Origin of the sequence: Defluviitoga tunisiensis, assembly GCF_000953715.1 — a bacterium.
GTDB classification, from domain to species: domain Bacteria; phylum Thermotogota; class Thermotogae; order Petrotogales; family Petrotogaceae; genus Defluviitoga; species Defluviitoga tunisiensis.
The window spans coordinates 1,045,842-1,072,667 of the sequence record NZ_LN824141.1; the positions used below are offsets into that span (position 1 = coordinate 1,045,842).

The window sequence follows — 26,826 nt, forward strand, 5'->3', positions numbered from 1 at the left end:
TAGACGGTAAGGAGCCTATCAAATGAAAACAGCGATGATATTTGGAACAAGGCCAGAAGCAATAAAAATGGCACCTTTGTACATAAAAATGAAAGAAAACGGAATAGACGTAAAAGTAATAGCTACCGCTCAACACAGAGAAATGCTTGATCAAGTTTTAGAATTATTTGAAATAAAGCCAGATTATGATTTAAATATTATGAAAAAGAATCAATCATTACCCGAATTAACATCACGACTTTTAATAGCAATAGATGAAATACTAAAAATTGAAAAATTTGATTATGTATTAGTGCAAGGAGATACAACGTCATCATTTGTTGGAAGTCTCACAGCCTTTTACAACAAAATCCCTGTTGGCCACGTAGAAGCAGGCTTAAGAACGAACGATATATACAACCCTTTCCCAGAAGAAATGAACAGAAGACTAACAGGAACAATAGCTCTACATCATTTTGCTTCTACCCAAAAAGCAAAAGAAAATCTTCTAAAAGAAAATGTTGAAGAAAAAAACATAATAGTAACAGGAAATACTGTAATAGATGCTCTACTTTGGGTAAAACAAAACAAAAATAAAGATATAGAAAAGATTAAAGAAAAGTACAACATAAAGAACAAAAAGTTTATCTTAGTAACGATGCATAGAAGGGAGAACTGGGGAAAACCGATAGAAAACGTGATGAAAGCAATAAAAAGGTATCTACACGAAAACGAAGAAATGTACATAGTATTTCCAGTTCACTTAAATCCTGTTGTGAGAGAAAGTGTATATAAAATATTAGGAAACGAAGAAAAAGCGATATTAATTGACCCTGTAGAATACCTAGAGTTCATAGCTTTAATGGATTCAAGCCATTACATAATGACAGACTCAGGTGGGATACAAGAAGAAGCACCAACATTAGGAAAACCAACATTAGTTCTCAGAAAAACAACAGAAAGACCAGAGGCAATAGAAGCAGGAACAGCAAAATTAATTGGAACAGAAGAAGAAACTGTATATCAAGCAATGAAAGAACTTGAAACAGAACAATACACAAAAATGAGTAAAGCAAGCAACCCTTTTGGAGACGGAAAAGCATCTGAAAGAATTATTGAATTTTTGAAAGAAGAATTTAATGGCCAAAAATAAGACAATAAAAGCCTTTAAAATCAGGAGGATAAGATGTTAGAAAAAATCAAGGATAAAACTGCAAAAATAGCGATAGTAGGAATGGGCTACATTGGATTACCAACCTCAATAGTATTTGCTGAAGCAGGGTACGAAGTATACGGTTACGATGTAAATGAAGAAGTTATTAACACATTAAAAAGTGGGAAGATACATATAAAAGAACCAGATTTACAACAATCTTTTGAAAAGGTTTTAAATTCAAAGAAATTGATACCTACCAATAAATTAGAGAAATCAGATGTTTTCATAATATGTGTACCTACACCATTTGTAAAAAAAGAAAATAAAAAATTATCAGATATTACCTATGTAGAAAAAGCATCAAAAGAGATTTCTCCTTATGTAGAAAAAGGTACACTAGTAATATTAGAATCAACCGTTCCTCCTATGACAACAGATGAGGTAGTTGGAAAAATAATAGAAAGTGAAACAAATTTAAAACTAAACGAAGATTTTCTTCTTTCATATTGCCCAGAAAGAGTCTTACCTGGTAGAATACTATATGAATTAAAAAACAACGATAGAATAATTGGGTCTTCAAGTGAAAAAGCAAAAGAAATAACTAAATCATTGTACGAATCCATACTAACAAGTGGAAAAGCATATACTACCGATACTCATACAGCAGAAATGTGTAAATTGGTAGAAAACTCTTATAGGGATGTAAATATAGCATTTGCCAACGAGCTTTCTATAATTGCAGATAAAATAGGAATTAATGTATTCGAATTGATTGAATTAGCCAACAGACATCCAAGAGTAAACATACTTAAACCGGGAGCAGGAGTAGGGGGACATTGTCTAGCAGTAGACCCTTGGTTCATAGTTGAAAAGTTTCCAGAAGAAGCGAATATTATAAGAACAGCAAGAGAAATAAATGATTACAAGCCACATTGGATTGTAGAAAAAATAGAAAAAGAAATAAAAGAAAAATATCCAAATAGCGAGAAAGAAATTACAATAGGAATTCTTGGATTATCATACAAGCCGAACATTGATGATTTAAGAGAAAGTCCTTCAATTGAAATAGCTCTTTGCTTGAAAGAAAAAGGTTATAATGTAGTAGGCTGTGAACCAAATGTCAAAAAAGAAGAAATAAAAGGAATAAAAAATCTCTCATTAGATGAAACATTAGAAAAATCAGATTATTTAGTACTTACATTAGCTCATGATGAATTTAAGGAACACATTAATTCAATAATGAATAAAAATGTTATTGATGCCGTGGGCGTGATTCAACATTGAAAGCTTTAAGATAGAATTGTAATAGATATTTATTAAGAGGTAAAATCAAAATAAATACAATAAAATTCAATAATAAATAATTATGTTACGATTTTAACATGTCTGATATCTTTTTTCAGTCTTTGAATGTCAAAACTCCTGATTATAACCTTGGGATAGGTTCTGGAACACATGGTGAAATGACAGGAAGAATAATGATTGAATTTGAAAAGATTGTTATGAAAGCATAAAAGAATTTGGGTTTGAAAGATATTTAGAAAACTTTGTTATGAGTGAACCTCTTGATTATCCTAAACTGATGGGGCTTGTAAAACGATCATACAAAGTAATAACAGATAGTGGAGGATTACAAAAAGAAGCATATTTTGCGGGAAAAAGATGCGTAGTTTTGATGCCAGATACAGGTTGGAGAGAGTTAGTAGAAGCAGGATGGAATATGCTAGCAGATGAAAATAACCTCGTAGAAAAGGTATTAACTGAAAGTAGAATAGCATACCCACATGGTATGTATGGTGATGGAAATGCCGGGGAGAAGATAGTTGAACAAATGATATCATATTTGCTTCTAAGATAAAAATTGATTTATTATAAATTAAATCTTTTGATTTTATAATATATATAAAATGTTTATACAAAAGATAATTTCAAAAATTTTTTTTAAAAGGAAAGGATATAATATATTTTTGAGGTCATTAATAAGGAAGCTAGAAAACTTTTAAAACTAAAAGAATATTTTTTACTTATAATTTGTAGACATTTTCAAAAAAAAAATTTCTACTTAAATTTAAGAAATTCATAACTATGAATTCATAATTAGAGTTTTCTACTACCTATATGTTTTTCCTGCTCATCACAATCACCCCAAATAGAGATTGAAGAAAAATGGAAGAAATGGTAAAATAAAAGTAAGGAGTGAGAACATGAAAAATAAAAAAGTTTATTCCAGTGAATTCAAGCTTCAAGTTGTTAAAGAATATCTTAACAGTGAAAAGTCTTTAAAAGATTTTTCAAATGAATATTCTATAGCCTTTTAATGCTCTTTCTCAGTGGGTACAAAAGATCAAATTATAATGACTCTTTTTTTGATGTCAAGAAAGGTAGAGCTAAATCTATTATTTCTGATTATTCTAAGATTCCTCCTATCATTTATGAATCAGCAGGTATAGATAGGTCTGATGATTATAACACTTCTAATGATTCTGTTTATCTTAAAAGAAAACTTAGTTATTATGAAAAGATTCTTCTTGAAAAAGAATTACAGCTGAGAATAATAATGGATGAACTTGAACTTAAAAAAAATATGAACCACAAGTGAATTGTACAGATATCGGTAAATTGCTTCTCATTAAAATGCAGAAATTATGGTGTTTGCCTGAGTTATCTTCTGGATTATTTTCATATGAGTTCAAGCTCTTTTTATTTCAAAACAAGGTTTTTCTTTGTTGTTGAATGTATAAAAGCTAAATCAAAACAAAAAAGATTTCCAGGATTCTCTTATACTATCAATGGTCAAATAGTTGAAGATGAACGTATTAAAGAGATAATAATCTCCATATATGAAAACAGCAATCCAAACGATCCAACTTTTTACTTTAAATCTGTTATCGACAAGAAGTTATTTGTTGTCTTTAAGAATCAACTTGGAATAATTGTTAACCACAAAAAGATTTGCAGATTAAGAAAAGAATTAGGTGTTGTTAGAGCTTACAAAAACCATTTCAAACATGCAAAGAAAAGGCCAAATAATCAAGAAATAGATGCTCTCAATGGATTCCGGGAAGGGAATATTAAATTTATTTCTACAACGAAAGATGGTTTTTCCCCATACTGGATATTATTGATAAGACAATTGTTTCTTCACAGATAGGACATTCAAGTAAATTAAAAGATTTCATCAAAGCTGTTCATACAGGCATTTCATACAGAAAAGTTAATCCTAAAGAACTCATAATCAGAACAGACAACGGACCTCAATTTAAATCAAAAGCAACTGAAGCTTTTATGAATGAGTTGGAAATAACTCATGAATTTGGTTACAAGAACAACCCCAATTCACAAGATTTTATTGAATTACACCATTTTAATCTTGAAAGAGAGTTTGTTCAACTGAATTCTTTTGAAAATATTGAAGAAATTTTTCAAGCTTACAACGCATATATGTTCTTTTATCATAACCTAAGGCGGTATGGTTCGTTGAATTATATGACACCAAGTGAATTTAGTAAGATGTTCGAGATCAATTCAGATACTTATTTTAATTCAAAAACTATTTTTGTGAAAAAGTAAGATTTCTTTATTTATTCTCCAATAACAGGAGGTCAGACCGCTAGCTTATAATAAATGAAAACAAATAAAGAACCAAAAGAAAGCATGGTTTTCTGGAATGAAGTTTTTATTTACCCGTAAATGTATAGACTAAGATCAACGGATATTTTTATGAACAAATGATGAGAGAATTAATTTAATTTTGTGGAGGAGATAAAATGCAAGTTACCCATGTAATTAGTTCTTGTATTCCTGGAGGTGCTCAAGTTTTTGTAAAATCTTTGCCAAAACAATTATATTTAGAAGGTAATGAAGTTGAGTTATGGGTAATGATTAAAGCAAAAGATATTCCTTATACAAACGATCAAAGCATTTGCTTTGAGGAAAAATTTATAGAGGAATTAGAAAACACAAATATTCCCGTAAGATTTATTTGGAAAAGACCTAATAAGGATTGGTATAAAACTTCAAAAAATTTAAATAAACTTTTCCTTCAATTTAGGCCGGACATAGTCCATTCTCATTCGGAATCAGGTACTTTTCACATTTGCAGAGCTTTGGATACTAAAGTCAAGATCATTCAAACAATTCACAGTAGAAAAATAACTCAGAAGTTTATACGAAAATTCTATATAAATCCAAGATGTAGTATTTTTGTTGCCATTTCAAATAAGGTACGTATAATATTAGAGGATAATTTAAAAATATCCCCAGAAAAAATCAAATTAATATATAATGGGATAGATACTAATGATTTTTTATATGAAAATAGGAATGTAAAAAATAAAGTAAAAAGTATTGTATCAATCGGACGTTTTACTAAAGCTAAAGATTGTCCAAATTTATTGAGTGCTTTTTCTCTTCTTAAGTCATTATTAGAAAATGAAAGATTAGATGTACCAAATCTTCTCCTTGTTGGAGAAGGAGAACTTAGGAATCAAATAAAGGATGAAGTTAAAGAAAAGAAATTATCTGAAAACGTCAAATTCTTAGGTGTAAGAAACGATATACCAGAGATTTTGAAGCATTCTGATATCTATGTTATGTCCTTACAGTGGGAAGGGCTTTCAATTTCTTTAATAGAAGCTCTTGCTTCAGGAATACCTATAGTGACTACAGATGCTGGAAGTAATAATGAAATAGTCGAAAATAATGTAAGTGGATTAATTGTTCCTATAAAGGATCCTGAAGTTTTGGCTAATGGATTATATAAATTAATTATAGATGATCAAATTTGGAAAAAATTCTCTGAAGAAGCATCAAAAAGAGCCAAACTATTTACTATCGAAGAATGTGCAAAAAAAACATGTTGAAATGTACAAGGAGTTGTTAGATCATAGAAAGTAATATACCTGGTCTTTCAAATTATTTGGATCGAAATGCAAATGAAAATACAAAGTTTATAGATTTTATTAAAGCTCTATTCTTTCTTTTTATAGTAATTCAAGCATTAATATTTAACAATGCTTTTATAACTTTTGGTTTATTTATTCTTCTTTTTTTTCTAGAAAAAAAATATCTGCTTTCAATTATTTTAGTATCTCCTATAATTGAAACTATTCTTATTGTAGTTGAGGGTGTAACAATAACCAAATTGCTAGTTATCTTTTATACATTTTATTTCCTATATGTAATAGTAAAAGAGAATGCAGTTATTATTGATAAGAAAAGTTGGATTTTATTAGTCTATCTTTTTATCGTTATATTTGGATTATTTAATGCAATTACATTCGGCCCATTCCTTTCTCTTGTTGACTGGGATTACAATGCAATAATAAACGAAAATTTTATTTCTTATATACCAAAAATACTCTTTTCTATTTTGCTATATTCCTATATCAAAATAAAAGGATACAATTATCTAAGAGATAACTTGAGATATTTAGCAGTTCTAATCTCTATTGCCTTAATAATAATTGCCGTTTATTTTTTTATTACTATTAGTAATGAATCTTCTAATTGGTGGAATGTTGCCAGACGTTTCACATTCAAAGGGGCAGACCCTAATAATTTCGCGTCAATACTTTCCAGCCTGAGCATTTTTCCTTTATATCTAATATTAAAAAGTAGAACAAAAAGGGAAATAGTGGTTGGAATAATAAGTGTAGCGTTAATTTATTTTTCTATTTTTTTAACGCTGTCAAAAGGGGGAACATTAACATTAATTTTTTCAATAATTCTAACTTTTTTTGTTTTATCTAAGAAAAATGTTAAGAGATCATTTTTCGTATTATCCTTAGGAATTATAATAATTGCAATATTGGTGAATTTTGAAATTATTGATTTTTCTCCTCTTTATGAAAGATTCTTTGGTGAGCATATTTATGATATTTCTTCTTTCACTACTAGAAGAAGTGATTGGTGGCTAGCGGGTATAAAAGCAATTAAGCAAAGGCCCATTTTGGGTTTTGGTGGATCATTTTATGCTGGAATGTGGATAAACTATACAGCATATGGAGAAATGTTCGTGATGCACAGTTTGTATATTGAAATATTGGTTCAATATGGAATATTGGGATTAATTGTTTTTTTATGGATAATTGTTAGAATATTAAAAGATTTTAAACAACTGATCAACAAATTGAATAAGGGACAATTAAAAGATACCATTTTTTTGATTCCATTCATTTCGCTGTTAACCTGTCTTTTCGCTGGATTATCCCTTTCATGGCAGTGGAGAGATCTACTATGGTTTTTTATTTCTATTTGTTTAGGCGTTGGAAGCCTTACAGGGGAGAATATTAAAATGAGCAACATATAAAAATGAATTCAAAGGTATTTTTGTATAAAATCAAGATTACCAACTTCTTGAAGAAATTCCTTTCATAACATTATATGAAAAGTGTTTCTCCTTTTTTAGATCCTGATTTAATCAACTATGCGTCAAGAAGGCTGAAGGATATAAGGAGAAGAAATTATAAATATTATTAAACGAATTTTGAAAAAGCATCAAGAAGTAGTTGAATATAAATGGGCGGGAATAAATAAAAAACAACTAAAAAATACTTAAAATTCTAAAACATTTGCCATCTGCCATTGTTATACTTATAGATAATTTGTGGATAAAATATAAAGTACTTAAACTCTATTAAGCACAAATATTTATGGAAATTTTATAAGGGATTTCAAAAAATGACTTTCATTATTTTATTTATCTTGTTTTAAAAGACTAATAGAAGGCTACAAAGATTGGTTAATTTCTTCAAATAATCAAACATAAATTGATAGAGTTTTATGAGCTTAGTAATTTCAATAAGAGGAGTTGATTAAATGTCAAAAATATCTGTAATAATCCCCCCATACAATGTGGAGAAATACGTAGAGAGAACTTTGAGAAGTTTAATGGCTCAAACTTTTAAAGATTTTGAAGTAATAATAATCAATGATGGCTCTACTGATAATACAGAAAAGATTATCCAAGAAGTCTTGCAAAATGCTAATTTTCAGTGGAAATTAATAAATCAAGAGAATCAAGGTGTAAGCGCTGCTAGAAACAGAGGAATAATAGAATCAAAAGGGGGATACGTATGTTTCTTAGATGCAGATGATTATTATCATCCTACCTTTCTTGAAAAAATGTATAATAAGGCCAAAGAGAAAAATTATGATTTAGTTTTTTGTAATTTTAGTTATGTTGATGAAAATGGAAAAACTATTTTGGAGCCTAAACAATCAAAGAAATAGTAAAGGAAAAAGAAAGGAAGTCTCTAACATGAAACTACTCAGTTTAATTGGTGTCCGCCCACAAATAATAAAAGAAGCAATTCTTAACAAAGAATTTGAAAAGCACAATGTCGAAGAAATTTTGGTTCATTCTGGTCAACATTATGATTTTAATATGTCTGATATATTATTTTTTCAGTCTTTGAACGTCAAAACTCCTAATTATAACCTTGGGATAGGTTCAGGAACACATGGTGAAATGACAGGAAGAATAATGATTGAGTTTGAAAAGATTGTTATGAAAGCATAAATGAATTTGGATTTGAGAGATATTTAGGAAACGTTGTTTTGAGTGAACCTCTTGATTATCCTAAACTGATGGGGATTGTAAAACATTCAAACAAAGTAATAACAGATAGTGGAGGATTACAAAAAGAAGCATATTTTGCAGGAAAAAGGTGCATAGTTTTGATGCCAGATACAGGATGGAGAGAGTTAGTAGAAGCAGGATGGAATATGCTAGCAGATGAAAATAACCTTGTAGAAAAGGTATTAACTGAAAGTAAGGTAGCATACCCACATGGTATGTATGGAGATGGAAATGCTGGAGAAAAGATAGTTACTATTATACTAAGCAACTTTGATTAATTTTTACTCAATTAATATTCTTGATGTGAAGAAGAGATACTCATTACATATTTAGAAAACGTATATTTTGGAAGGTCTAATTTTGGTATTTATACCACATCAGAAAATTATTTAGGAACTTCTGCTTTTGTTTTAAACAGAGGACAAAGCTTTTTCTTAGCTGAAAGAATTGCTCTACCAAACATATTTAGAAAAAATGTAGTATAATATATAAAATTGTTCAAAAAACGAACAAAGGTGTAGATAAAAATGGAAGAAAACGAATTATTAATACTAGAAATAATAGAAAACAATGCTTCAGTAACTCAAAGAGAAATATCTAAAAAGTCTGGGCTATCTTTGGGAATGGTGAACTTACTTCTAAAAAAATTTGTCAAAAAAGGACTTGTAAAGCTTGAAAGACTCGATGGAAAAAGCTTCAGATACATATTAACCCCTGAAGGATTTAAAGAAAAAAGTAAAAAGACAATTGACTATATAAAAAGATATTATAATAAAACGATGATTATTAAACAAAACATAGAAAGAGTAATACGAACCTATGGAAGAAATAGAACTTACGCTCTATTTGGAAATGATAAAGAGATGAAAGAGATAATCGAGGGCATATTAAAAGAGTTAAACGTTGATTATATAATTGAAAACAATCTACAAAACATAAACAATTCTCAAATAATCATATTTTGGGATATCGATGATAAAGAAAAATTGAATGAGTTTAATTGTGAGTTTTTGTTGGGGAATTATAATAATGAGTGGTAGAATTTTTATATTTTAGGTGGTTGATATAAGAATGAGAGTATTATTTATAACAAATCTATTTCCTTATCCTCAAAATCCAACAAGCGGTGTTTTTATAACTAACAGATTAAAAGCTTTAAGAAATTTAGAAGTCGATTTTGATGCGTATGGTTTAATTTCCCAAGATAGTTCCACTGTGAAACTAGCAAGAAAGGTTTTAGGGAAAAAAGGAATTAGTGTTAATGAGGCTTTTTATGAAGTGAACGGCATAAAATATAAATTTGCCTTTTTTAATAGGAACATTTACGATGTGTTTTCTGACAAAATATTGAAAAGGAACAAAGTATATTTTTATTCAGAAAATGCTGCTAATCAAATATTTAATAACAGTAAAGAATTTGATATAATTCATGCTCATGGGATGTATAATCTACCTGCTGGTTTAGTGGCAAAGTTAGTGTCAGAGAAATTAAAGGTGCCTTATGTTATTACATGTCACGGTAGCGATATAAACTTAGCAATGCCAAATAACAAAGAATTGTATAATAACGTATTAGAACAAGCAGGAAAAGTAATATTTGTAAGTAATGCTTTGCTAAATAAGGCAAAATCCTTAGGGTATTCAGGTAAAAACGCTGTTGTTATTCCAAATGGTATGGAACCAGAAACTTTTAAACCCTTAGATAAAGAAAAGATAAAAAGAGAATTAGGATTGAGTAAAAAAGTGGTTGGTTTTGTTGGAAATTTGGTATTTATTAAACGAGCTGATAAGTTCCCTGAGATATTTGAAAATATATCGAGTAATAAAGACGTAGAGTTCTTAGTTGTTGGAGACGGAGAATTGAGAGAAAACATTGAAAAAGAATGTCAAAAAAGGAATTTGAATGTAAAATTTGTTGGAAGAGTTTCTCAGGATAAGGTGCCATATTATATGAATGCAATGGATGTTATGATATTACCAAGTAAGAATGAAGGCTGGCCTTGTGTTGTATTAGAGGCTCAAGCTTGTGGAGTTCCTGTAGTTGGAAGTAGTAATGGTGGAATACCAGAGGCAATAGGAGATGGGGGAATAGTCATAGAAGAAGGAGAAGATTTTGAAAAAAGGTTTGCAGATGCTGTAGTTGAATTGCTTAAAAATCCTATTGAAAGAGATTATTTGAGAGAAAGAGCTTTGGGATTTTCATGGGAGAATATTGTGAAACAAGAAGTGGCAGTATATGAAGAGGTGTTGAAAAAATAAGAATTAAAGGAAGTGATTGAATGCCTGGGTTTTTAGGTGAGATAAGTAAAAACAAAACATATAAAAATTTTGGTATCTCGATAGAAGTGATTTGATTAATGGAGTAATCGAAAGCAAAAACTTTTATTTAGAAAGAAGAAATTAGCAATATTGTTGAAAAAATTACTCATAAAACATACATAAAAATTTTTGAATGAAACTCTGGAGGATAATAATGTCAAAAGAAAGAGAATTCATAAAATCTTTTTTTGAATTTTCAATAGGGCAATGGATTGCAGCCCTAATTTCTTTTATTACAACACCAATAACAACCTGGCTTATTATTCCTGAAGAATTTGGGAAAGCTTCTATGTTCACATTAGCCTTTAATTTACTTTTAAACGTTGCTCTTTTAGGGGCTGATCAAAGTTTTGTGCGGATGTTTTATGAAAAAGAAGAGGATAAAAGGAGAGATTTGCTCTGGAATGCTTTAATTCCAAGTTTGACATTAGGATTTGTGGTTTTTATTTTAATAGGGATATTTTGGAAGCAGCTTTCCTTTGTTCTTTTTGGTGATTATAGTCATTTTCTTCCCATTTTTTTATTGGGAATTACCATAATAATAGGAACGATAGAAAGGTTTGCAACTTTAGTTGTTAGAATGAAACAAAGAGGAATCGCATTCTCCACTTTAAGGGTTGTTAATGGATTATCAAACGCTGTTTTTACAATTTTATATGCTTTGCTTGTTTCAAGGACTTTTTATGCAGTTATTGTTGGATTGTTTTTTTCTCATGTGGCTTCTCTCTTGTTAGCTATCTTTCTTGAAAAAGATATGTGGGTTGGAAAGTTTAAAATTAATACAGGTTTAGTCAAAGAAATTATAAAGTACGGGCTTCCGTTTGTCCCAACATTTTTAATAACTTGGCTTTTTCAATCTTTTGATAAACTAGCCTTGAGAAATTATAGTGATTTTACTGAGATAGGATTATATTCAGCTGCTTTCAAGGTTGTTGCTATTATGAACTTAATTCAAACGGGTTTTACGACATTTTGGACACCCGTTTCTTATGAGAGCTATGAAAATGATCCTGAAAGTACAGGGCTTTTTGAAAAGGTTTCTTTGTTTATTTCAGCTTCAATGTTTGTTTTGGGGATGCTAATTATTGTTTTTAAGGATGTAATATTTTTACTTTTAGCAAAGTCTTATCGTTCTGCAGCGCAAATATCTCCATTTCTAATTTTAATGCCAATAATGTATACAACTTCAGAAGTATCGGTTGTGGGAATAAACTTTAAGAAAAAAACCTTTTGGCACATGTTAATAGCTGCAATATCAGCAGGTTGTAACATTGTTGGAAACGTATTGTTAGTTCCATTATATGGTGCAAAAGCTGCAGCGTTTACGACCGGAGTGTCTTATATAGTTTTCTTTTGTATGAGAACATTTATTTCAAAAAAGTTGTATCCAGTTAATTATCATTTAGGTAAATTCTTTTCTGCAACTGCAGTTTTTGTGATAGTAGCTTTTATAAACACATTTGTAGGGAATGTTGTCTGGCAAATATCATCCGCGTTAATTGGTTTGATATTAATTTTGTTAGTTTATAATAATGAGGTTAGATATGTATTTGATTTGGTTGTTGATGCATTAAAAAGAGTTAAGAATAAAGTGGTTAATAAGGCATAACAATTTGTTATGTTTTAATCTTTTAATAAATGGTATACATTTGTCATCTCGGATAAGGTTTTCTGAGGATTTTGATGAAAAAACAGGATAAAAAAAGAAAAGTAAAACTGTTATGTTTAAGTAATAGTCGTTGCTTTAAAGGATATTCATTTGGTTTTTTGGTTATAATTATGAGGTTTTTGATGAGTGTATAACTACGTATACCTTTTTAGAAGATTGTTGATTTTTATAAGGATGTTTGAGGTTTTAGTCCGTATCAATTCATAATTGTGGATCGTTTCTAGGAATTAAAATCCGGATTCGTGAATTTGTTGATAGATAAATTATTATTAAATTAATGTTTTATTTTTTGATTTCGTAAATTTATTATAATTCACATTGATTAATAGTTGTAGAGACGCTCTATATGAGCGTCTTTTTTTTAAAGATATTGATTTTGAAATCATGAGACGCCCATATAGGTTAAAAACATTTGAAACAAGGAGACGCGCATGTAGCACGTCTCTACAAAAATTCATAAAATTTTTTACTACAATAAAACCAGGAGACGCCCGTATAGGGCGTCTCTACAGTTGTTTAAAAGGGTGTTTGAGGAAATTGTTATGTTTTAATCTTTTGATAAATGGTATACATACGTCATCTTGGGGAAGATTTTTTGAGGATTTTGATGAAAAAACAGGATAAAAATCATAAGAGTAAAACTGTTATGTGTAAGTGATAATCGTTGTTTTAAAAGATATTTATTTAATTTTTGGTTATAATTATGAGGTTTTTGGTGAGTGTATAACTACGTATACCTTTTTAGAAAATTGTTGATTTTTATTAGGATGTTTGAGGTTTATAGCCAGTATCAATTCATAGTTGTGAATTGTTTACAGAAATTAAAATCTGGATTCGTGAATTTATTATAATTCACATTAATTGATAGTTGTAGAGACGCTCTATACGAGCGTCTTTTTTAAAGATATTGATTTTAAAACCAGGAGACGCCCATATAGGTCGTCTCTACAGTTGTTTGAATTGAGGTTTGAAGCAATATTAAACGTATTGATTTTTGGAATGTGTTTAAAACCAGGAGACGCCCATGTAGGTCGTCTCTACAAAAAGATAAATTCATAAAATGTTTTGTTATGATTAAACCATGAGACGTGCGTATAGCACGTCTCTATAAAAAAATCAATTCACATTTTTTGCTACGTTTGAACCTAGGAGATGCGCATGTAGCACGTCTCTACAGTCGATTAAATGATTGTTTGAACAAATTGTTATGTTTTAATCTTTTGATAAACGGTATACATACGTCATCTCGGATAAGGTTTTCTGAGGATTTTGATGAAAAAACGTGGTAAAAAATGGAAAAGTCAAACTGTTATGTTTAAGTGATAATCGTTGTTTTAAAGGATATTTATTTATTTTTTGGTTATAATTATGAGGTTTTTGATAGGTGTATAACTACGTATACCTTTTTAGAAGATTATTGGTTTTTGAAGGTAGACTGAGGTTTAAAACCTTCAAGAAACGGATTTTGAGTTTACTTTTTGGAAGAATGATTGCTAAGAATATCAGAGTTGGTTTTAATTATTGAAGTAATATAGAAATCGAACAATTTCTTAATTATCTCAATTTAAAGTAAAATATGTCTGTCTAATTAGTTGTTATCGGTTTTGAAAATAAAAGACAAAAATAATACAATTGAGCTGTCAATTGTTATATATTTCATTAATTATTTGCATTTTTGAATACACTGGTACTTCATCTCTTACTTTTTTCGAATTTCTAAAGTATTTATTGACCTTATTATAAGACGACCTTAAAGTAATTATAATCACTCTCAATTTTATTTATCATTTCCTCTGTGATTCACTCGTTGATTACGAAATTATAGAAAAAAAAGAAGTTTACAATCTTAGAGGTGACTTAATAGAAATAAATTCGTATGTAGCTAAGTGTAAAACATGTAATAGCGAACTATTTGAACCTTATTTAGAAAATGAGAATTTGAAACAACTTTATAGAAAGTATGCAAAGAAACATAATTTGGTTCTTCCTGAAGATATAAAAAGTATGAGAGAAAAGTATGATGTAAGTCAAACGTTATTTGCGATAATTCTAGGAATAGGAGAAGCAACAATTGAAAGATATGAAAGTGGTTCTCTTCCGTCCGAATCTATAAGTAATTTGATAAAAAATGAGTTTTCAACTTAAAAATTATGTTTAGACTGTATAGTTTACTATAGTTTGTGGTTGAAGTTGGAATTAGCTTACATAATTGGAAGTTTGTTAAATTTGCTGGAAATGCAATATATTTAAGATGAGGTGATTTTATATAGTGGTAAACATTTTATTTAGATAGGTTATCAATACTTTTTTTGGTGATGTTTTATTTTTTAGTTTTGAGTTAAAAAATCTAAAGAAAGGTAAATGGTTATTTTTTATTTTAGATACAATCGTAGAATTTTTATTATTGTATTTTGATGATAATATATTAATAAAATTTTTGATATGTTTATAGCTGGAATGTGTGAAAGAGATATTGCTGAAGAAATTAATAGATAATTGTTTATATGATTATGATAGTTGAAAATGCATTTATTTTTTCTTTTATATTAAGATTCAAGTTTGAAAGTATACCTAATGTTATTGCAAATAATTCTTATAAAAGATGGCTTGTTAAGAAATTTATAACTTTTATATTGCGTGCCAAAAGTTAACAGGAAATATCCTCTAAAAAGGAGAATTGTAATATGGCTCTTTATTACTTAAATTTGACTCCAAAAAGTGAAGGAAAAGGTCTTCATTATGAAATTCATAAAGAAGATTGTAAATGGCTTGAACAGGTAGAACATTTTGAGTTAATAGGGAATTTTTTTAATTGTAGAGGAGCTATAAATAAAGCAAAACTTGACCATCCAGATTGGAAAATAGATGGGTGTTTCTATTGTTGCAAGGATTGTCATAATTTGTAAGATTTAAATAAAAAAGAGGATATTTCCTGAACTAAATTTAATGCTTTTTTAGTTAAGGCATTAAGTCGTAGAAATTGACAAAATACTTTGAATATCTATGTCTTGCAGCTTCTATTGCTATTGAAACTGCTAAATGTGTCTTACTTACACCGCGTAATCACTCGTTATGGAGATTGGAGAAAAACATATGAAATGATAAAATAAGACAAAGAATGAGAATATGTAAAAGAAAAAAACTATTTTAGAACCAAGAAATAATGTGTTTCTCAATTTACTATTATACGAGGAGGCGTATTATGTTTAAACCTGATCAACCAATTCAGTCTTCAAAAGACGATATTTTAGGCAGAAGCTCATTTGCCAAATCTTTAGGTGATGCTGTTCTTAGTTATACAGAAAAAGAAAGTATTGTGGTCGGACTTTTTGGTGAATGGGGTTCAGGTAAAACCTCTATAATCAACATGATGTTGGAACATATTGAGAATGTTTCAAAAGAAAAGAATAATGAGAAACCTATCATTTTTAGATTCAATCCATGGAATTTTTCTGATCAAAATCAATTGATTTCACTATTTTTTACACAGATGTCAATAACTCTAGGAAGACAAGATTATTCTGAAAATATCAAAAAAACAGGGGAAAAATTAGAAACGTATTCTAAACTTTTCTCTCTATTAAAAATTATACCTGTTATAAATACTATCGCTGAACTATTGGAAAATAGTGGAGATGCACTAAAGAGCTTGGGTGATATTAAATCACATGATTTAGATTCTTTAAAAGAAGAGTTAAATGAGTTATTATCTAAACAGAAACAAAAAATTCTTATTATTATTGACGATATTGATAGATTGAACAATACAGAAATTAGGCAAATTTTTCAATTAGTCAAGTCACTGGGAGATTTTCCAAATACGATATATCTTCTTTCTTTTGATAAGGAAGTGGTTATAAAAGCTTTAGAAAAAGTACAGGAAGGTTCTGGAACTGTATATCTAGAAAAAGTTGTGCAGATTCCTTTTGAAATTCCAGCTATTTCTGAGCAAGATGTGAATCATTTATTACTGAAAGAGCTTAATGAATTGCTTAAGGATTTTCCTGAGAATAGGTTCGATGAAAAGCACTGGAACCATGTGTTCCATGGTGGATTTAAATATTTTTTTAGAAATATTAGAGATGTAACTCGGTATATTAACTCACTAAAGTTCAGTTTTGGGTTGGTGAAAGATGAAGTAAATTTTGTAGATTACCTAGCTATTACTGCAATCCAGGTTTTTATGCCAGAAGTATACTATGGGATAAGGGATAATAAGGAAGTTTTCATTGGAGTTCATAATCAATATTATAGACAAATTGATAATTATTATAGTCATTACTATCGTTCTATAAAAGATTTTGATAAAAAGATATGTGATGAAATTATAAAAAAGGGGATAGATTTTCAGAAGAAGTTTTAAGGGATTTTTTAATGATTTTATTTCCAAAACTTGAATATTTTTATTATGACACATCAAATTATACTAATACTTCATTAGATACTTGGAGAAGAGAATGCAGAATATGTAGTCCTGAGATGGTTGATGTATATTTTAAGCTTGCTCTTCCAAAAGGAAGTTTTTCTCAAAAAGAGATTTATGAAATACTAGAATTGGGAAATAATTCGGAATTATTTTCTAATAGACTTTTAAAATTGAAAGAAGAAGGGAGAATTATATTCTTCCTTGATAGATTAGAGGATTATACTGTTAAAGATATTCCTGAGGAAAACATAGAACCTATTATTTCTTCCTTAATGGATGTGGGCGATTTGATTATAAAGAAAGGTGGGCTTTTCTCTGGAACCGACTCTTCAATTTTTCGTATTGTTCATAAACTTCTTCATCGTTTTAAAGACCAAGAAATAAGGTTTAACATTATTAAACGAGCAATTGAGCATGCAAAAAGAAGTTTATATATAATTGTTTTCGAAGTTGGAGAGTTAGAGGGGGAGTGTGACAAACATGCTTCAAAAGAATCTTCCATAACTGATGGTAACTTAACTGTAAATTCAGAACAACTTGAAGAATTGAAAAATCTTGTTTGTAGAAAAATAGAAACTTGGGCTGATAATGGCGGCTTAGCAGAGCATTTACAGATGGACTATATTCTTTATTATTGGAAAGTATGGGGAGATATTGAAAAAGTAGATAGCTTTGTAAGAAATATGATCAAAGACGATATTGGGTTAATTAACTTCGTTTCTCGCTTTTTAAATCATAATATATTTTACTACCGAGAGGGAACAGATACGCGCTTGAAGATGAATCTAGAGATTATTAAAGAATTTGTAGATTTAGAAGAAATTGAACCAAGAATAAGAGAAATATATTCTTCAGATATTGAAAAGTTAGATGAGCAACAGAGAAAGGCTATAGAATTGCTTTTAGATACTTATGACGGGAAAATAAAAGAAAATTTTTAGATTCTTAAAGCAAACATAAGTGTTTGTAAGATAAGCTTTTTATGGGCTATAACTTCTATTATTTCTTACGATTACTATTTCTTTAGGATTGTACTTTAACAGGGATTTCTTGGTTCCAAATCTTTTGTATATAATCAAAATTGCTTTTTTTAGTATTTTTTGATTTCGTAAATTTATTATAAACTACGTTGATTTATAGTTGTAGAGACGCTCTATACGAGCGTCTATTTTTAAAGATATTGATTTTAAAACCATGAGACGTGCATGTAGCACGTCTCTACAGTTGTATATTCAAGGTTTTGACATTTTGTTGTTAGGTATATATTTAAAATTAGTTTTTTGTGTCATTTTTGTAATTTCGTAAATTTATTATAATTCACATTGATTGATAGTTGTAGAGACGCTCTATACGAGCGTCTAATTTTAAAGATGTTGATTTTGAAAACCTTGGAGACGCCCGTGTAGGGCGTCTCTACAAAAAGATAAATTTATAATTTTTGCTACGATTAAACCTTGGAGACGCGCATGTAGTAAGTCTCTACAGTCGATTAAATGATTGTTTGAACAATTTGTTATGTTTTATTCTTTTGATATATGGTATACATACGTCGTCTTAGGTAAGGTTTTTTGAGGATTTTGATGAAAAAACGTGGTAAAAAACATAAGAGTAAAACTGTTATGTTTGAGCGATAATCGTTATTTTAAAGGATATTTATTTATTTTTTAGTCAAAAATATGAGGTTTTTGGTGAGTGTATAACTACGTATACTTTTTTTGAAAGAATTGCTTTTTTGTAAGGTTGTTTGAGGTTTAAAACCCTTGTAAAATAGAAGATGTGAATGTGAGCATAAAAAAAGAGATAGAAGAAATAGATATCAATACATGTCAATAGCTTCTTTTGCCTTTCGTTTTATACAAGAAGAGTTATATTTCTTACAAGGTAATTTAATGCTTCATAATACTTAAATAGAAGGTTCAACCTCTTATCTTACTTTGTCTTCATCTGTGATGAAATTCCATATTAAGCACATATAAAATTTACAACCTTTAATACAAGATTTTAGGAATAATATAGTCAAAAAAAGAATAATATATTGAAAGAAGTTTTTGGGACATTTTACAATGAAAAATATTATTTATATGTGGAATAATAAATACATTTAAAAGTTAATAACATAGCTTGAAGGAGGCAAAAGTATGAGGATTAATCAAAACATAAATGCATTAAAAGCCTGGCGTTCACTAGATAACGTGAGCTCTTCTATGGGAAAAACGCTTGAAAGACTTTCTACTGGTTTGCGTATCAATAGAGCGGGAGACGACGCAGCTGGTTTGTCTATGTCAGAAAAAATGCGTGCGCAAATTAGTGGATTGAACATGGCTGTAAAAAACGCACAAGATTCTATTTCTTTAATTCAAACTGCAGAAGGAGCTTTAACAGAGACACATTCGATACTTCAAAGAATGAGAGAGCTTGCAGTACAATCTGCAAACGATACGAATGTAGATGTGGATAGAGATGCTATTCAAAAAGAAATAGATCAGTTGGCTGCAGAAATTACAAGAATTGCAGAAACAACACAGTTTAATGCTATTGATTTACTAAAAGGAAGTTTTTCGGCAAAGTTTCATATCGGAGCAAATGAAGGGCAGAATGTAGAACTGAATATTGGGAATATGAGAGCAAGCGCCTTGCAGATTGGGACAGACTACACTGCTGCAACTGTTAACGGGCATTCTGTTCTGAGAGATAAAAACGGTAATGTAAAAGCAATTTGGTATGAAGGAGGATATTTCGACGAAGAAGGCAATTTAATTTTGGGGGCAAACGGGCAATATACTGTTAATGGGGATTCATTATTTTATAACGGTGAAGAAGTTGCTGTTTGGAAGGATGCACAGCAAGTAACTCAAGAAGGATATTTTGACAGTGAAGGTAATCTAATTACAAGTATAAACGGTCCTTTAACAGCTGCAACAGTAGGGAGTAACTATGTACTAAAAGGTGCTAATGGTGATGTAGTTGGGACTTGGTATGATAAAGGGTATGTAGATATTAATGGGAATGTAATATTTCCTCTTTCAGAGGAAGATTTAGCTGAACTAGATGAAATAACCATAAATAGTGTTAAATACATACCAGTAAATTATACTACCGACACTTACCAAGTTAATGAGTACGAAAAACAAGATTTTTATTCTGTTTATGATGGTGATACTTATTATTTATCAACAACCTGGTCAGTTAATGATAAATTTGCCGTATGGATAGAAGGGGATGATCTAGGTCCTGTTACGATCTCTGGATATTATGATGGTGAAAATTTGATCTATGCGAGAGAAACTCACTTTGAATATGGAAATATATATGCTCTTGTACACGAAGATGAAAATCTAGCAAAATATGCTTTTTATGATGATAATAATGGATTTTATTATTCAGTTGGTGATGACCCAGTGAAGGTGTATTCAACCAATGCTCCCCATAATGTGGATAATGTTTATGTTTTAGAAGATGAAGACGAAGGTAAAATTTTAGGTAGTTGGTATGAAAATCAAGCTGGGACGAGTGGATTTTATAATGAAGATGAAAATTTGATATATGCATCTTCTGATCTCCAAGAATTAGGAGAAATTTTCTTTCTTGAGGACTCCAATGGAAAACCTGCAGCAGCTTGGTATGGTCTAGCAGCACTTTTGCCTAATGGGGAATTTGCTTCTCAAACTGGTTACTTCGATAGTGAAGGTAATCTTATTTTTCCCTCAAATGAGCCAATTCCAGATTCAGAAAAAGAATTGTATGGTCTTGTTGTTGACGGCACGAAAATGATTACGGCAACATTGGATGATCTGGACAAAGAAAATATTGGTTATTATAGTGATGATGGGATATTTCTACTAAAATCAACAAATCCACTTTCTCCAGGAGAAACTGCACTTGATTTAGAAATAGGAAGTTGGCGAGAAGAAGTGTTCTCGACTGAAGCGGGATATTATTATGAAGATACGCTATTATGGAAGACCGACTCACCCTTTGATGTAGATGATCTTAATAATTGGAAATCTTTTGAAGAAGCGGGTTTTGAGGTAGGATACTATGATCCAGAAGGAAAATTAATATTTGCTACAAACATGGCATTTGAAAATGATAGACGAATAACAAAAGGTATAGACGTATCAACTCAAGAAGCAGCTGATGAAGCTATATCTAAGATTGATAACGCAATAAATTATGTTTCTAATGAAAGATCAAACCTTGGGGCGATGCAAAATAGGTTGGAACATACTATAAGGAACTTACAGGTTTCTTCTGAGAATTTATCCGCTGCTGAATCGCGAATTAGAGATGCGGACATGGCAAAAGAAATTATGGAATTTACAAAGCAACAGATATTAATGCAAACTTCAAATGCTATGTTGGCACAATCTAATACAATTCCTCAAAATGTTTTAAAACTACTTCAATAGTGACATTTATTAAAAAAAGGGGCGCTAATAGCGCCTTTTTTGTTTGAATATACCTTTTAAGCATGAAAATAATCTTTCTTCTATTCATGTTGGGTTTATAATTATTCATTCTTGTAACTGTTAAATTCAGAAGCATATTTATATTTACAAATTAGTTTTTTGAAGTATTTTGTAAATTTATTATAATTCACATTGATTTATAGTTGTAGAGACGCTCTATACGAGCGTCTTTCTTAAAGATATTGATTTTAAAACCAGGAGACGCCCGTATAGCACGTCTCTACATTTGATTAAATTGGTGCTTGAAATATTATTAAACGTATTGATTTTTAAATGTGTATAAAACCAATGTTTGAAGGATTTTTATGATTGAATTAAATTTATGCTCCTTCTTCGGTTGGTATCTCCTCTCCATTTTCAATCATACTTTCTAAATATAGTTCAATAGCTTCTTTAGCCATTTTTATTGCTTCTTCTATTATTTTTCCATAGGTTATGCATCCAGGTAATGCAGGAACTAATACTGTGTATCCACCTTCTGGTTCTTTTCGTAAAAGTATTCTATAAGTCAATTTTTGCATATTATCACCTCAAAATGTTTCTTTCTCTATTGATTATACTATACCACTCAAGCAACAGATATTATTGAAATTATAAGAAATAACTATACTTCTATAAAAAGAGGAAAGAGGGAGAAACTATCGAGCAATGTGATATAATTTTAATAGATATTATGTATATAAACTATCTTGAAATGTGTATTTATTTTATTTCCTAAGGTTAGTTATATTAAAGGTGGTGAGTGAAATATCTAAACAAAGCAAAGATAAAGAATCTCAAAAAGGTAAAAATAAAAAGCCATCTCCTAGAGTTAAAAAAACAAGATTGGATGCAAAAATAGCATCACAAATAAAACTTCCTAAAGAAAAAGATACAACAAGCATAAAGGTTACTGTTGTTGTACAAAAAGAAGATAATTGGTATGTAGCTAAATGTATAGAAAATAATGTGGTTTCTCAAGGAAAATCGATAGAAGAATCGTTAGAAAGCTTAAAAGAAGCGCTAGAGCTGTATTATGAGGATACAATGCCTGAAGAAAAAAATCCTGTTACTTTGATTACAATAATGGAAGTACCATTATAATGGGTTCAAAGTATCCAATCCTAAAACCAGAGCAAATTATAAAAGTGTTAGATCGACGAATTTTTGAAATATCTGTAATCGAATAATTTAGCAACTGTTGATTTCAGGGAATCTAAAAAGTAGTTGCGGTGAAATTATTAACGAAAAGGGTTGGAAAAGTTTATTATAATTCACATTAATTTATAGTTGTAGAGACGCTCTATACGAGCGTCTTTCTTAAAGATATTGATTTTGAAATCGTGAGACGCGCATGTAGCACGTCTCTACGAAAAATAAATTCATAATTTTTGCTACGATTGAACCTTGGAGATGCGCATATAGCACGTCTCTACAGTCGATTAAAATGGTGTTTGAACAATTTGTTATGTTTTATTCTTTTGAAAAATGGTATACATACGTCATCTTGGATAAGATTTTTTGAGGATTTTGATGAAAAAACAGGGTAAAAATAGAAAAGTAAAGCGTTTATGTTTGAGTGATAATCGCTGTTTTAAAGGATTTTTATTTATTTTTTAGTTATAATTATGAGGTTTTTGGCGAGTGTATAACTACGTATACCATTTTTGGAAGTATTAATTTCTTGCAAGGTTGTTTGAGGTTTAAAACCCTCAAGAAACTGGATTTGAGTTTACTTTTTGGAAGAATGATTGCTAAGAATATCAGAGTTGGTTTTATTTATTGAAGTAATATAGAAAAGAAAAAATTTCTAAATTATCTCTATTTAAACTAAAACATATCTGTCTAATTAGTTGTTAGTAGAAAAAATATAAAAGATAGCAAAACAAGCAAAAATGTAAAAAAGTTTTTAATTAAGTTTTTCTAATCATTTTCTATATTTTGATATATAAAAAAATCTGCAAGGGACTCATTTGGGTACTTGTTTTTTATTATGTCAATTAATTTCCAATTAGATAAATTGTTATCTATCCATATTGAAAATTGCCTGTGTTTAATGTGATTGGTTTGTTTAGAATTGAAATTACTTGCGTAAATGATTACATATCTTTCAGCAGATTCAAACAAGTGATTCATATATAATTCAAAAATATTGTCTTCTACAAGATGATATAAAACATCAAGAGATATGGCCAAATCGGCTTTAAATATGGCATGATTATCTTTATAACAAATGGAATCATAAAGGAAAAAACTTTTTGATTTATCATACTTGAAACGTTCTATGCATAATTTTATTGCTGTTCTAGATACATCTAATCCAATATACGAGGGAAAATCAAACATGGACAGTTGATTACCATCTCCACACCCAAATTCTATCACTGAATTGATTTGATAGTTTTTCATAAAAGAATTTATCACTTCAGCTTTGAATTCTGCAAGTTTATCATATGATCCTGCTCCTGATGTTCCACCCATAGAATATCTTTGTTCCCAATATTCTCTAGAACTATTTATTTTTAAAAAGAAATTTGATTTATTTTCCATTGCTATCGCCCCATCTCTATTATAAATTAAATAACTGTTGTTTTGTAATATGTAAATTATTGTTTTCTACATATAACTATGAAATTATTTGCTCTATCATCAAAACCTTTTTCAATGTTATATCCAATATGTGAATAATAATCAATATCTTTAAAGTATTTTCTCAAGATGGAACTCAATTCTTCGAAATTATATTCTTTTATATGAAAAGGGTTATGAATATTTTTTCGAGTTTCTTTATTTGGAGTAGATAGAATAAAAAAGCCATCTTTTTTCACAACTCTAATTGCTTCTCTAAGATATTTATCAAGGATGTTTAATGGTAAATGTTCAAAAGTTTCAAATGAAACATAGACATCAAATTTTTCATTCTTAAAAGGAAGGTTAGTAACATCGCCTTCCATCCATTCAATATTATCAAAAGAATAGGTATTTCTCCCAAATTCAATATTTTCTTTGGCTATATCAAGAGCATATACTTTTTTGCATAATTTAGAAAAATATGCTGACCCATAACCAAACCCACATGCAGCATCTAAAATCACATCATCTTTTTCTATAAAATTAGCAGCAAAATTATATCTGAACATTGTTTTTAAGTATCCAAGAGCAGGCATAAATGGGGTAGCAGGGATTCCTCTTTCCCATGTATAGGCTAGTTGGTTTTCTTTTATATCGTTTAAAATCGCCTCGTCTAATATAAAACTGGCAATATTATTATTAAACTTCAAGTTATAACTAAGAACATCATATATAAAGGCTTCTATTTTGGTTTTGTTTTTGCTCTTTAAAATATAATCTGGTAAAATTAATTTTCCGCTGCTTTTGTCAAACCAAATATTTTGCAAAGCCAATTGTTTGCAGTCGTTGTTTTTCACTATAAATTCTATCAGGCTAAAATCTTTAGTGATTTTCTCAACTTTTCCTATAGTTATTTTTGAATTTTCAAAATCAAAGGAATTAATATAATTATCTGTATAAGGTGTATATTCGATAAATTTAGAAATTATATAATTAAGAGATAAATTATTATCACTTTCATGTTCATTTTTAACTATTTTCCTTTCATGACTTTCTGTTATTTTGAAAATATTGTTTATCGATCCTATCTGCTCTTCCAACGAATAGTTATCTTCTATAAACCTTCTGTAGAAATTAGAGTCGTATTTATCTTCTAATATCTTTTCTTTAAATTGATCGATGGTTGTAAATATACATTCATTTGGCCAAACTTCTCTAGCAGACGGCCAAGAATTAATAACAGGTTTAATACCTTTTGCCATAAATTCTCCAACTGTATAGTGGAAAGATTCTTCGATAGATGTGGAAAGAATGTATCCAAATTGTTCTCCCCATAAGTCTATATCTTCTATATATTTATCAATAAATGTTATGTTTCTTTCAATGTTCATTTCTTTTATAGCATTCAATATATAATCCTCATACCTTAAATCTTGAAATTTACCTTTTATGCATAATTTATACCTGTTATCCTCTTTTAGTAACTGTTCAAAACATAATAAAAGGGTTTCAAATCCCTTTCGGTAATTAATATTACCCATTATCAATAAATTATGATTTTTGTTATGTACATTGAAAGTAAATTTATTTAAGTCTATACCGTTATTTATAACGACTTTTTCAATTTTTGCGTTAGGATATACTTTCCCAAAAAGTTCTTTCTTATGACCGTTGACAAAAATTAATTGATCTATGTTTGTCCAATTGATTTTTTGAGGATAACCCCCAAAAATCTCATACCCATGTAACCTACATACAACTTTCTTATTTTGTATTTCAGGGACTTGGTTTGTTGCAAATACTGTCATTTCATTTGCCCATTCAAGCCATACTATATCTGCCCATTTGATAGCTTCAGATATTTGATTTCCATTTGTTGTAACTACTAACTTGACATCGTATCCAAGTGAGAAGGTTTCTACTATGTCTTTTAGGAAGTTATCTAATCCAGGTAAGCAGAGAAAAGCGATTTTGGTGTCTTGTTTTACAATGTTTCTCATGTCTATGAATTTCTTTTTCATTTCATTAGGACTATTAGGTAATTCTGCAGCTTTTTTGTAGAATCTTAATGAAGCAAGTTTACTTCTGTTTTTGTATTCTATGTCTCCTAGGAGATCGTATGTTGCCCAGTCTTTGTTGTGGATTCTCATTAAGTATCTCCATGCTTCTTTCTCTTGATTTATATTTTTTAATAGGTATCCGTAATTGAATAGCAGGTCAGAGTCAACTGGGTTTATTTTTAATCCTTTTTCGAATTCTTCTTTAGCTTTATCAAATTCTTTTTTCTGATAGTATATTAGTCCACTAATGTTGTATCGTTTTGGATCATTTTCTGGGGTGTTTTCTAACTGTTCTTGAGCTTTGTTTAGTTCTCCGTTTTGTATTAATTTGAAGATTTTGTCGTACATGGGGTTCCTCCTTTATACTGAAAAATTATCATTTCTAAAGTACTATTTTATTTCTTTAACTTTTTTGGTACGTTGTACCAGGGGAGAGGGAGGGCTCCGCCCTAGACCCGTTATGAGATTTGAAACATTTTATATTAATCTTGTCTTTTAATAATTCTGTTAAATCAGTTGTTTATCCTATTTTTTATCGTCTAAAATTTGGGAAGCTTTAAGTAAAAATTATAATCCGTGATGATGGGTGTGTAGGTCAAAAACCTAAAAAATCTTG

Annotated in this window: 22 protein-coding genes and 5 pseudogenes; 23 read left to right on the forward strand and 4 right to left on the reverse strand. The window is 29.5% G+C overall.

The features are described from left to right. The first annotated feature begins 22 nt into the window (after positions 1-22). The 18 genes and pseudogenes from wecB to DTL3_RS04970 all read left to right on the forward strand — a co-directional run bounded on the left by wecB (position 23) and on the right by DTL3_RS04970 (position 15,611). Complete coding sequence (gene wecB, locus DTL3_RS04895; protein ID WP_045087777.1) at positions 23-1,132, forward strand: non-hydrolyzing UDP-N-acetylglucosamine 2-epimerase; 1,110 nt, start codon at positions 23-25, stop codon at positions 1,130-1,132. A gap of 33 nt (positions 1,133-1,165) precedes the next feature. Next, complete coding sequence (locus DTL3_RS04900; RefSeq protein ID WP_045087778.1) at positions 1,166-2,419, forward strand: nucleotide sugar dehydrogenase; 1,254 nt, start codon at positions 1,166-1,168, stop codon at positions 2,417-2,419. A gap of 98 nt (positions 2,420-2,517) precedes the next feature. Beyond that, positions 2,518-2,649: a UDP-N-acetylglucosamine 2-epimerase gene (locus tag DTL3_RS09700; protein WP_197539499.1), complete on the forward strand. Its 132-nt coding sequence runs from the start codon at positions 2,518-2,520 to the stop codon at positions 2,647-2,649. Positions 2,650-2,687: 38 nt separating this feature from the next. After that, a complete protein-coding gene (locus DTL3_RS09705) occupies positions 2,688-2,993 on the forward strand; it encodes a UDP-N-acetylglucosamine 2-epimerase (RefSeq protein ID WP_045087779.1) in 306 nt (101 codons plus the stop codon). 459 nt (positions 2,994-3,452) lie between these two features. Next, complete coding sequence (locus DTL3_RS04910) at positions 3,453-3,734, forward strand: hypothetical protein (RefSeq protein ID WP_084217155.1); 282 nt, start codon at positions 3,453-3,455, stop codon at positions 3,732-3,734. A gap of 84 nt (positions 3,735-3,818) precedes the next feature. After that, the gene (locus DTL3_RS04915) at positions 3,819-4,286 is read left to right on the forward strand and encodes a hypothetical protein (protein WP_052670379.1); all 468 of its coding nucleotides are present in this window, start codon (positions 3,819-3,821) and stop codon (positions 4,284-4,286) included. After that, positions 4,283-4,408, forward strand: a pseudogene (locus DTL3_RS09910) (hypothetical protein); the annotation flags it as partial. The gene DTL3_RS04915 and the pseudogene DTL3_RS09910, both read left to right, overlap by 4 nt. Before the next feature lie 12 nt (positions 4,409-4,420). Then, the gene (locus DTL3_RS09780; protein WP_052670380.1) at positions 4,421-4,705 is read left to right on the forward strand and encodes a hypothetical protein; all 285 of its coding nucleotides are present in this window, start codon (positions 4,421-4,423) and stop codon (positions 4,703-4,705) included. Positions 4,706-4,902: 197 nt separating this feature from the next. Continuing rightward, on the forward strand, positions 4,903-5,997 hold the full coding sequence (locus DTL3_RS04925; RefSeq protein ID WP_045087780.1) for a glycosyltransferase family 4 protein: 1,095 nt from the start codon (positions 4,903-4,905) through the stop codon (positions 5,995-5,997). A 56-nt stretch (positions 5,998-6,053) separates the two neighbouring features. Then, positions 6,054-7,445: an O-antigen ligase family protein gene (locus DTL3_RS04930; protein ID WP_045087781.1), complete on the forward strand. Its 1,392-nt coding sequence runs from the start codon at positions 6,054-6,056 to the stop codon at positions 7,443-7,445. A gap of 509 nt (positions 7,446-7,954) precedes the next feature. Beyond that, positions 7,955-8,368, forward strand: coding sequence for a glycosyltransferase family 2 protein (locus DTL3_RS04935; RefSeq protein WP_052670381.1), 414 nt, complete (start codon positions 7,955-7,957; stop codon positions 8,366-8,368). A gap of 28 nt (positions 8,369-8,396) precedes the next feature. After that, positions 8,397-8,995, forward strand: a pseudogene (locus DTL3_RS09915) (UDP-N-acetylglucosamine 2-epimerase). Positions 8,996-9,037: 42 nt separating this feature from the next. Beyond that, entirely contained in the window at positions 9,038-9,202 is a 165-nt protein-coding gene (locus tag DTL3_RS09920) for a transglycosylase domain-containing protein (protein ID WP_407919246.1), read from the forward strand. A 42-nt stretch (positions 9,203-9,244) separates the two neighbouring features. After that, the gene (locus DTL3_RS04950; RefSeq protein ID WP_045087784.1) at positions 9,245-9,757 is read left to right on the forward strand and encodes a winged helix-turn-helix transcriptional regulator; all 513 of its coding nucleotides are present in this window, start codon (positions 9,245-9,247) and stop codon (positions 9,755-9,757) included. A 31-nt stretch (positions 9,758-9,788) separates the two neighbouring features. Further along, entirely contained in the window at positions 9,789-10,976 is a 1,188-nt protein-coding gene (locus tag DTL3_RS04955; RefSeq protein WP_045087785.1) for a glycosyltransferase family 4 protein, read from the forward strand. A gap of 214 nt (positions 10,977-11,190) precedes the next feature. Further along, positions 11,191-12,645 (forward strand): lipopolysaccharide biosynthesis protein, encoded by a 1,455-nt coding sequence (locus tag DTL3_RS04960; protein ID WP_045087786.1) that lies wholly within the window; start codon positions 11,191-11,193, stop codon positions 12,643-12,645. A 1,839-nt stretch (positions 12,646-14,484) separates the two neighbouring features. Further along, the gene (locus DTL3_RS09440) at positions 14,485-14,850 is read left to right on the forward strand and encodes a type II TA system antitoxin MqsA family protein (RefSeq protein WP_045088624.1); all 366 of its coding nucleotides are present in this window, start codon (positions 14,485-14,487) and stop codon (positions 14,848-14,850) included. A 539-nt stretch (positions 14,851-15,389) separates the two neighbouring features. Then, positions 15,390-15,611 (forward strand): hypothetical protein, encoded by a 222-nt coding sequence (locus DTL3_RS04970; RefSeq protein ID WP_045087787.1) that lies wholly within the window; start codon positions 15,390-15,392, stop codon positions 15,609-15,611. A gap of 52 nt (positions 15,612-15,663) precedes the next feature. Here DTL3_RS04970 and DTL3_RS09925 read toward each other — a convergent pair. Next, positions 15,664-15,750: pseudogene (locus DTL3_RS09925) on the reverse strand (IS21-like element helper ATPase IstB); the annotation flags it as partial. Between the two features lie 157 nt (positions 15,751-15,907). Here DTL3_RS09925 and DTL3_RS04975 point away from each other — a divergent pair. The 4 genes and pseudogenes from DTL3_RS04975 to DTL3_RS09935 all read left to right on the forward strand — a co-directional run. Beyond that, positions 15,908-17,068: a KAP family P-loop NTPase fold protein gene (locus tag DTL3_RS04975; RefSeq protein WP_052670383.1), complete on the forward strand. Its 1,161-nt coding sequence runs from the start codon at positions 15,908-15,910 to the stop codon at positions 17,066-17,068. 11 nt (positions 17,069-17,079) lie between these two features. Further along, on the forward strand, positions 17,080-18,072 hold the full coding sequence (locus DTL3_RS04980) for a hypothetical protein (protein ID WP_052670384.1): 993 nt from the start codon (positions 17,080-17,082) through the stop codon (positions 18,070-18,072). Between the two features lie 1,197 nt (positions 18,073-19,269). Beyond that, positions 19,270-19,773: pseudogene (locus DTL3_RS09930) on the forward strand (flagellin N-terminal helical domain-containing protein); the annotation flags it as partial. Positions 19,774-21,246: 1,473 nt separating this feature from the next. After that, positions 21,247-21,540: pseudogene (locus DTL3_RS09935) on the forward strand (flagellin); the annotation flags it as partial. Between the two features lie 380 nt (positions 21,541-21,920). On the opposite strand, the gene DTL3_RS04990 reads toward DTL3_RS09935, so the two are convergent. Continuing rightward, complete coding sequence (locus tag DTL3_RS04990; protein ID WP_045087788.1) at positions 21,921-22,121, reverse strand: type II toxin-antitoxin system HicB family antitoxin; 201 nt, start codon at positions 22,119-22,121, stop codon at positions 21,921-21,923. A gap of 361 nt (positions 22,122-22,482) precedes the next feature. Here DTL3_RS04990 and DTL3_RS09940 point away from each other — a divergent pair, with 361 nt between their 5' ends. After that, entirely contained in the window at positions 22,483-22,683 is a 201-nt protein-coding gene (locus tag DTL3_RS09940; RefSeq protein ID WP_045088627.1) for a type II toxin-antitoxin system HicB family antitoxin, read from the forward strand. Positions 22,684-23,502: 819 nt separating this feature from the next. Here DTL3_RS09940 and DTL3_RS05000 read toward each other — a convergent pair. Together DTL3_RS05000 and DTL3_RS09455 are read right to left on the reverse strand one after the other, a co-directional pair. Further along, positions 23,503-24,129 (reverse strand): class I SAM-dependent methyltransferase, encoded by a 627-nt coding sequence (locus DTL3_RS05000; protein ID WP_045087789.1) that lies wholly within the window; start codon positions 24,127-24,129, stop codon positions 23,503-23,505. Positions 24,130-24,185: 56 nt separating this feature from the next. Further along, the gene (locus tag DTL3_RS09455) at positions 24,186-26,558 is read right to left on the reverse strand and encodes a methyltransferase domain-containing protein (protein ID WP_084217174.1); all 2,373 of its coding nucleotides are present in this window, start codon (positions 26,556-26,558) and stop codon (positions 24,186-24,188) included. Between the last annotated feature and the right edge of the window lie 268 nt (positions 26,559-26,826).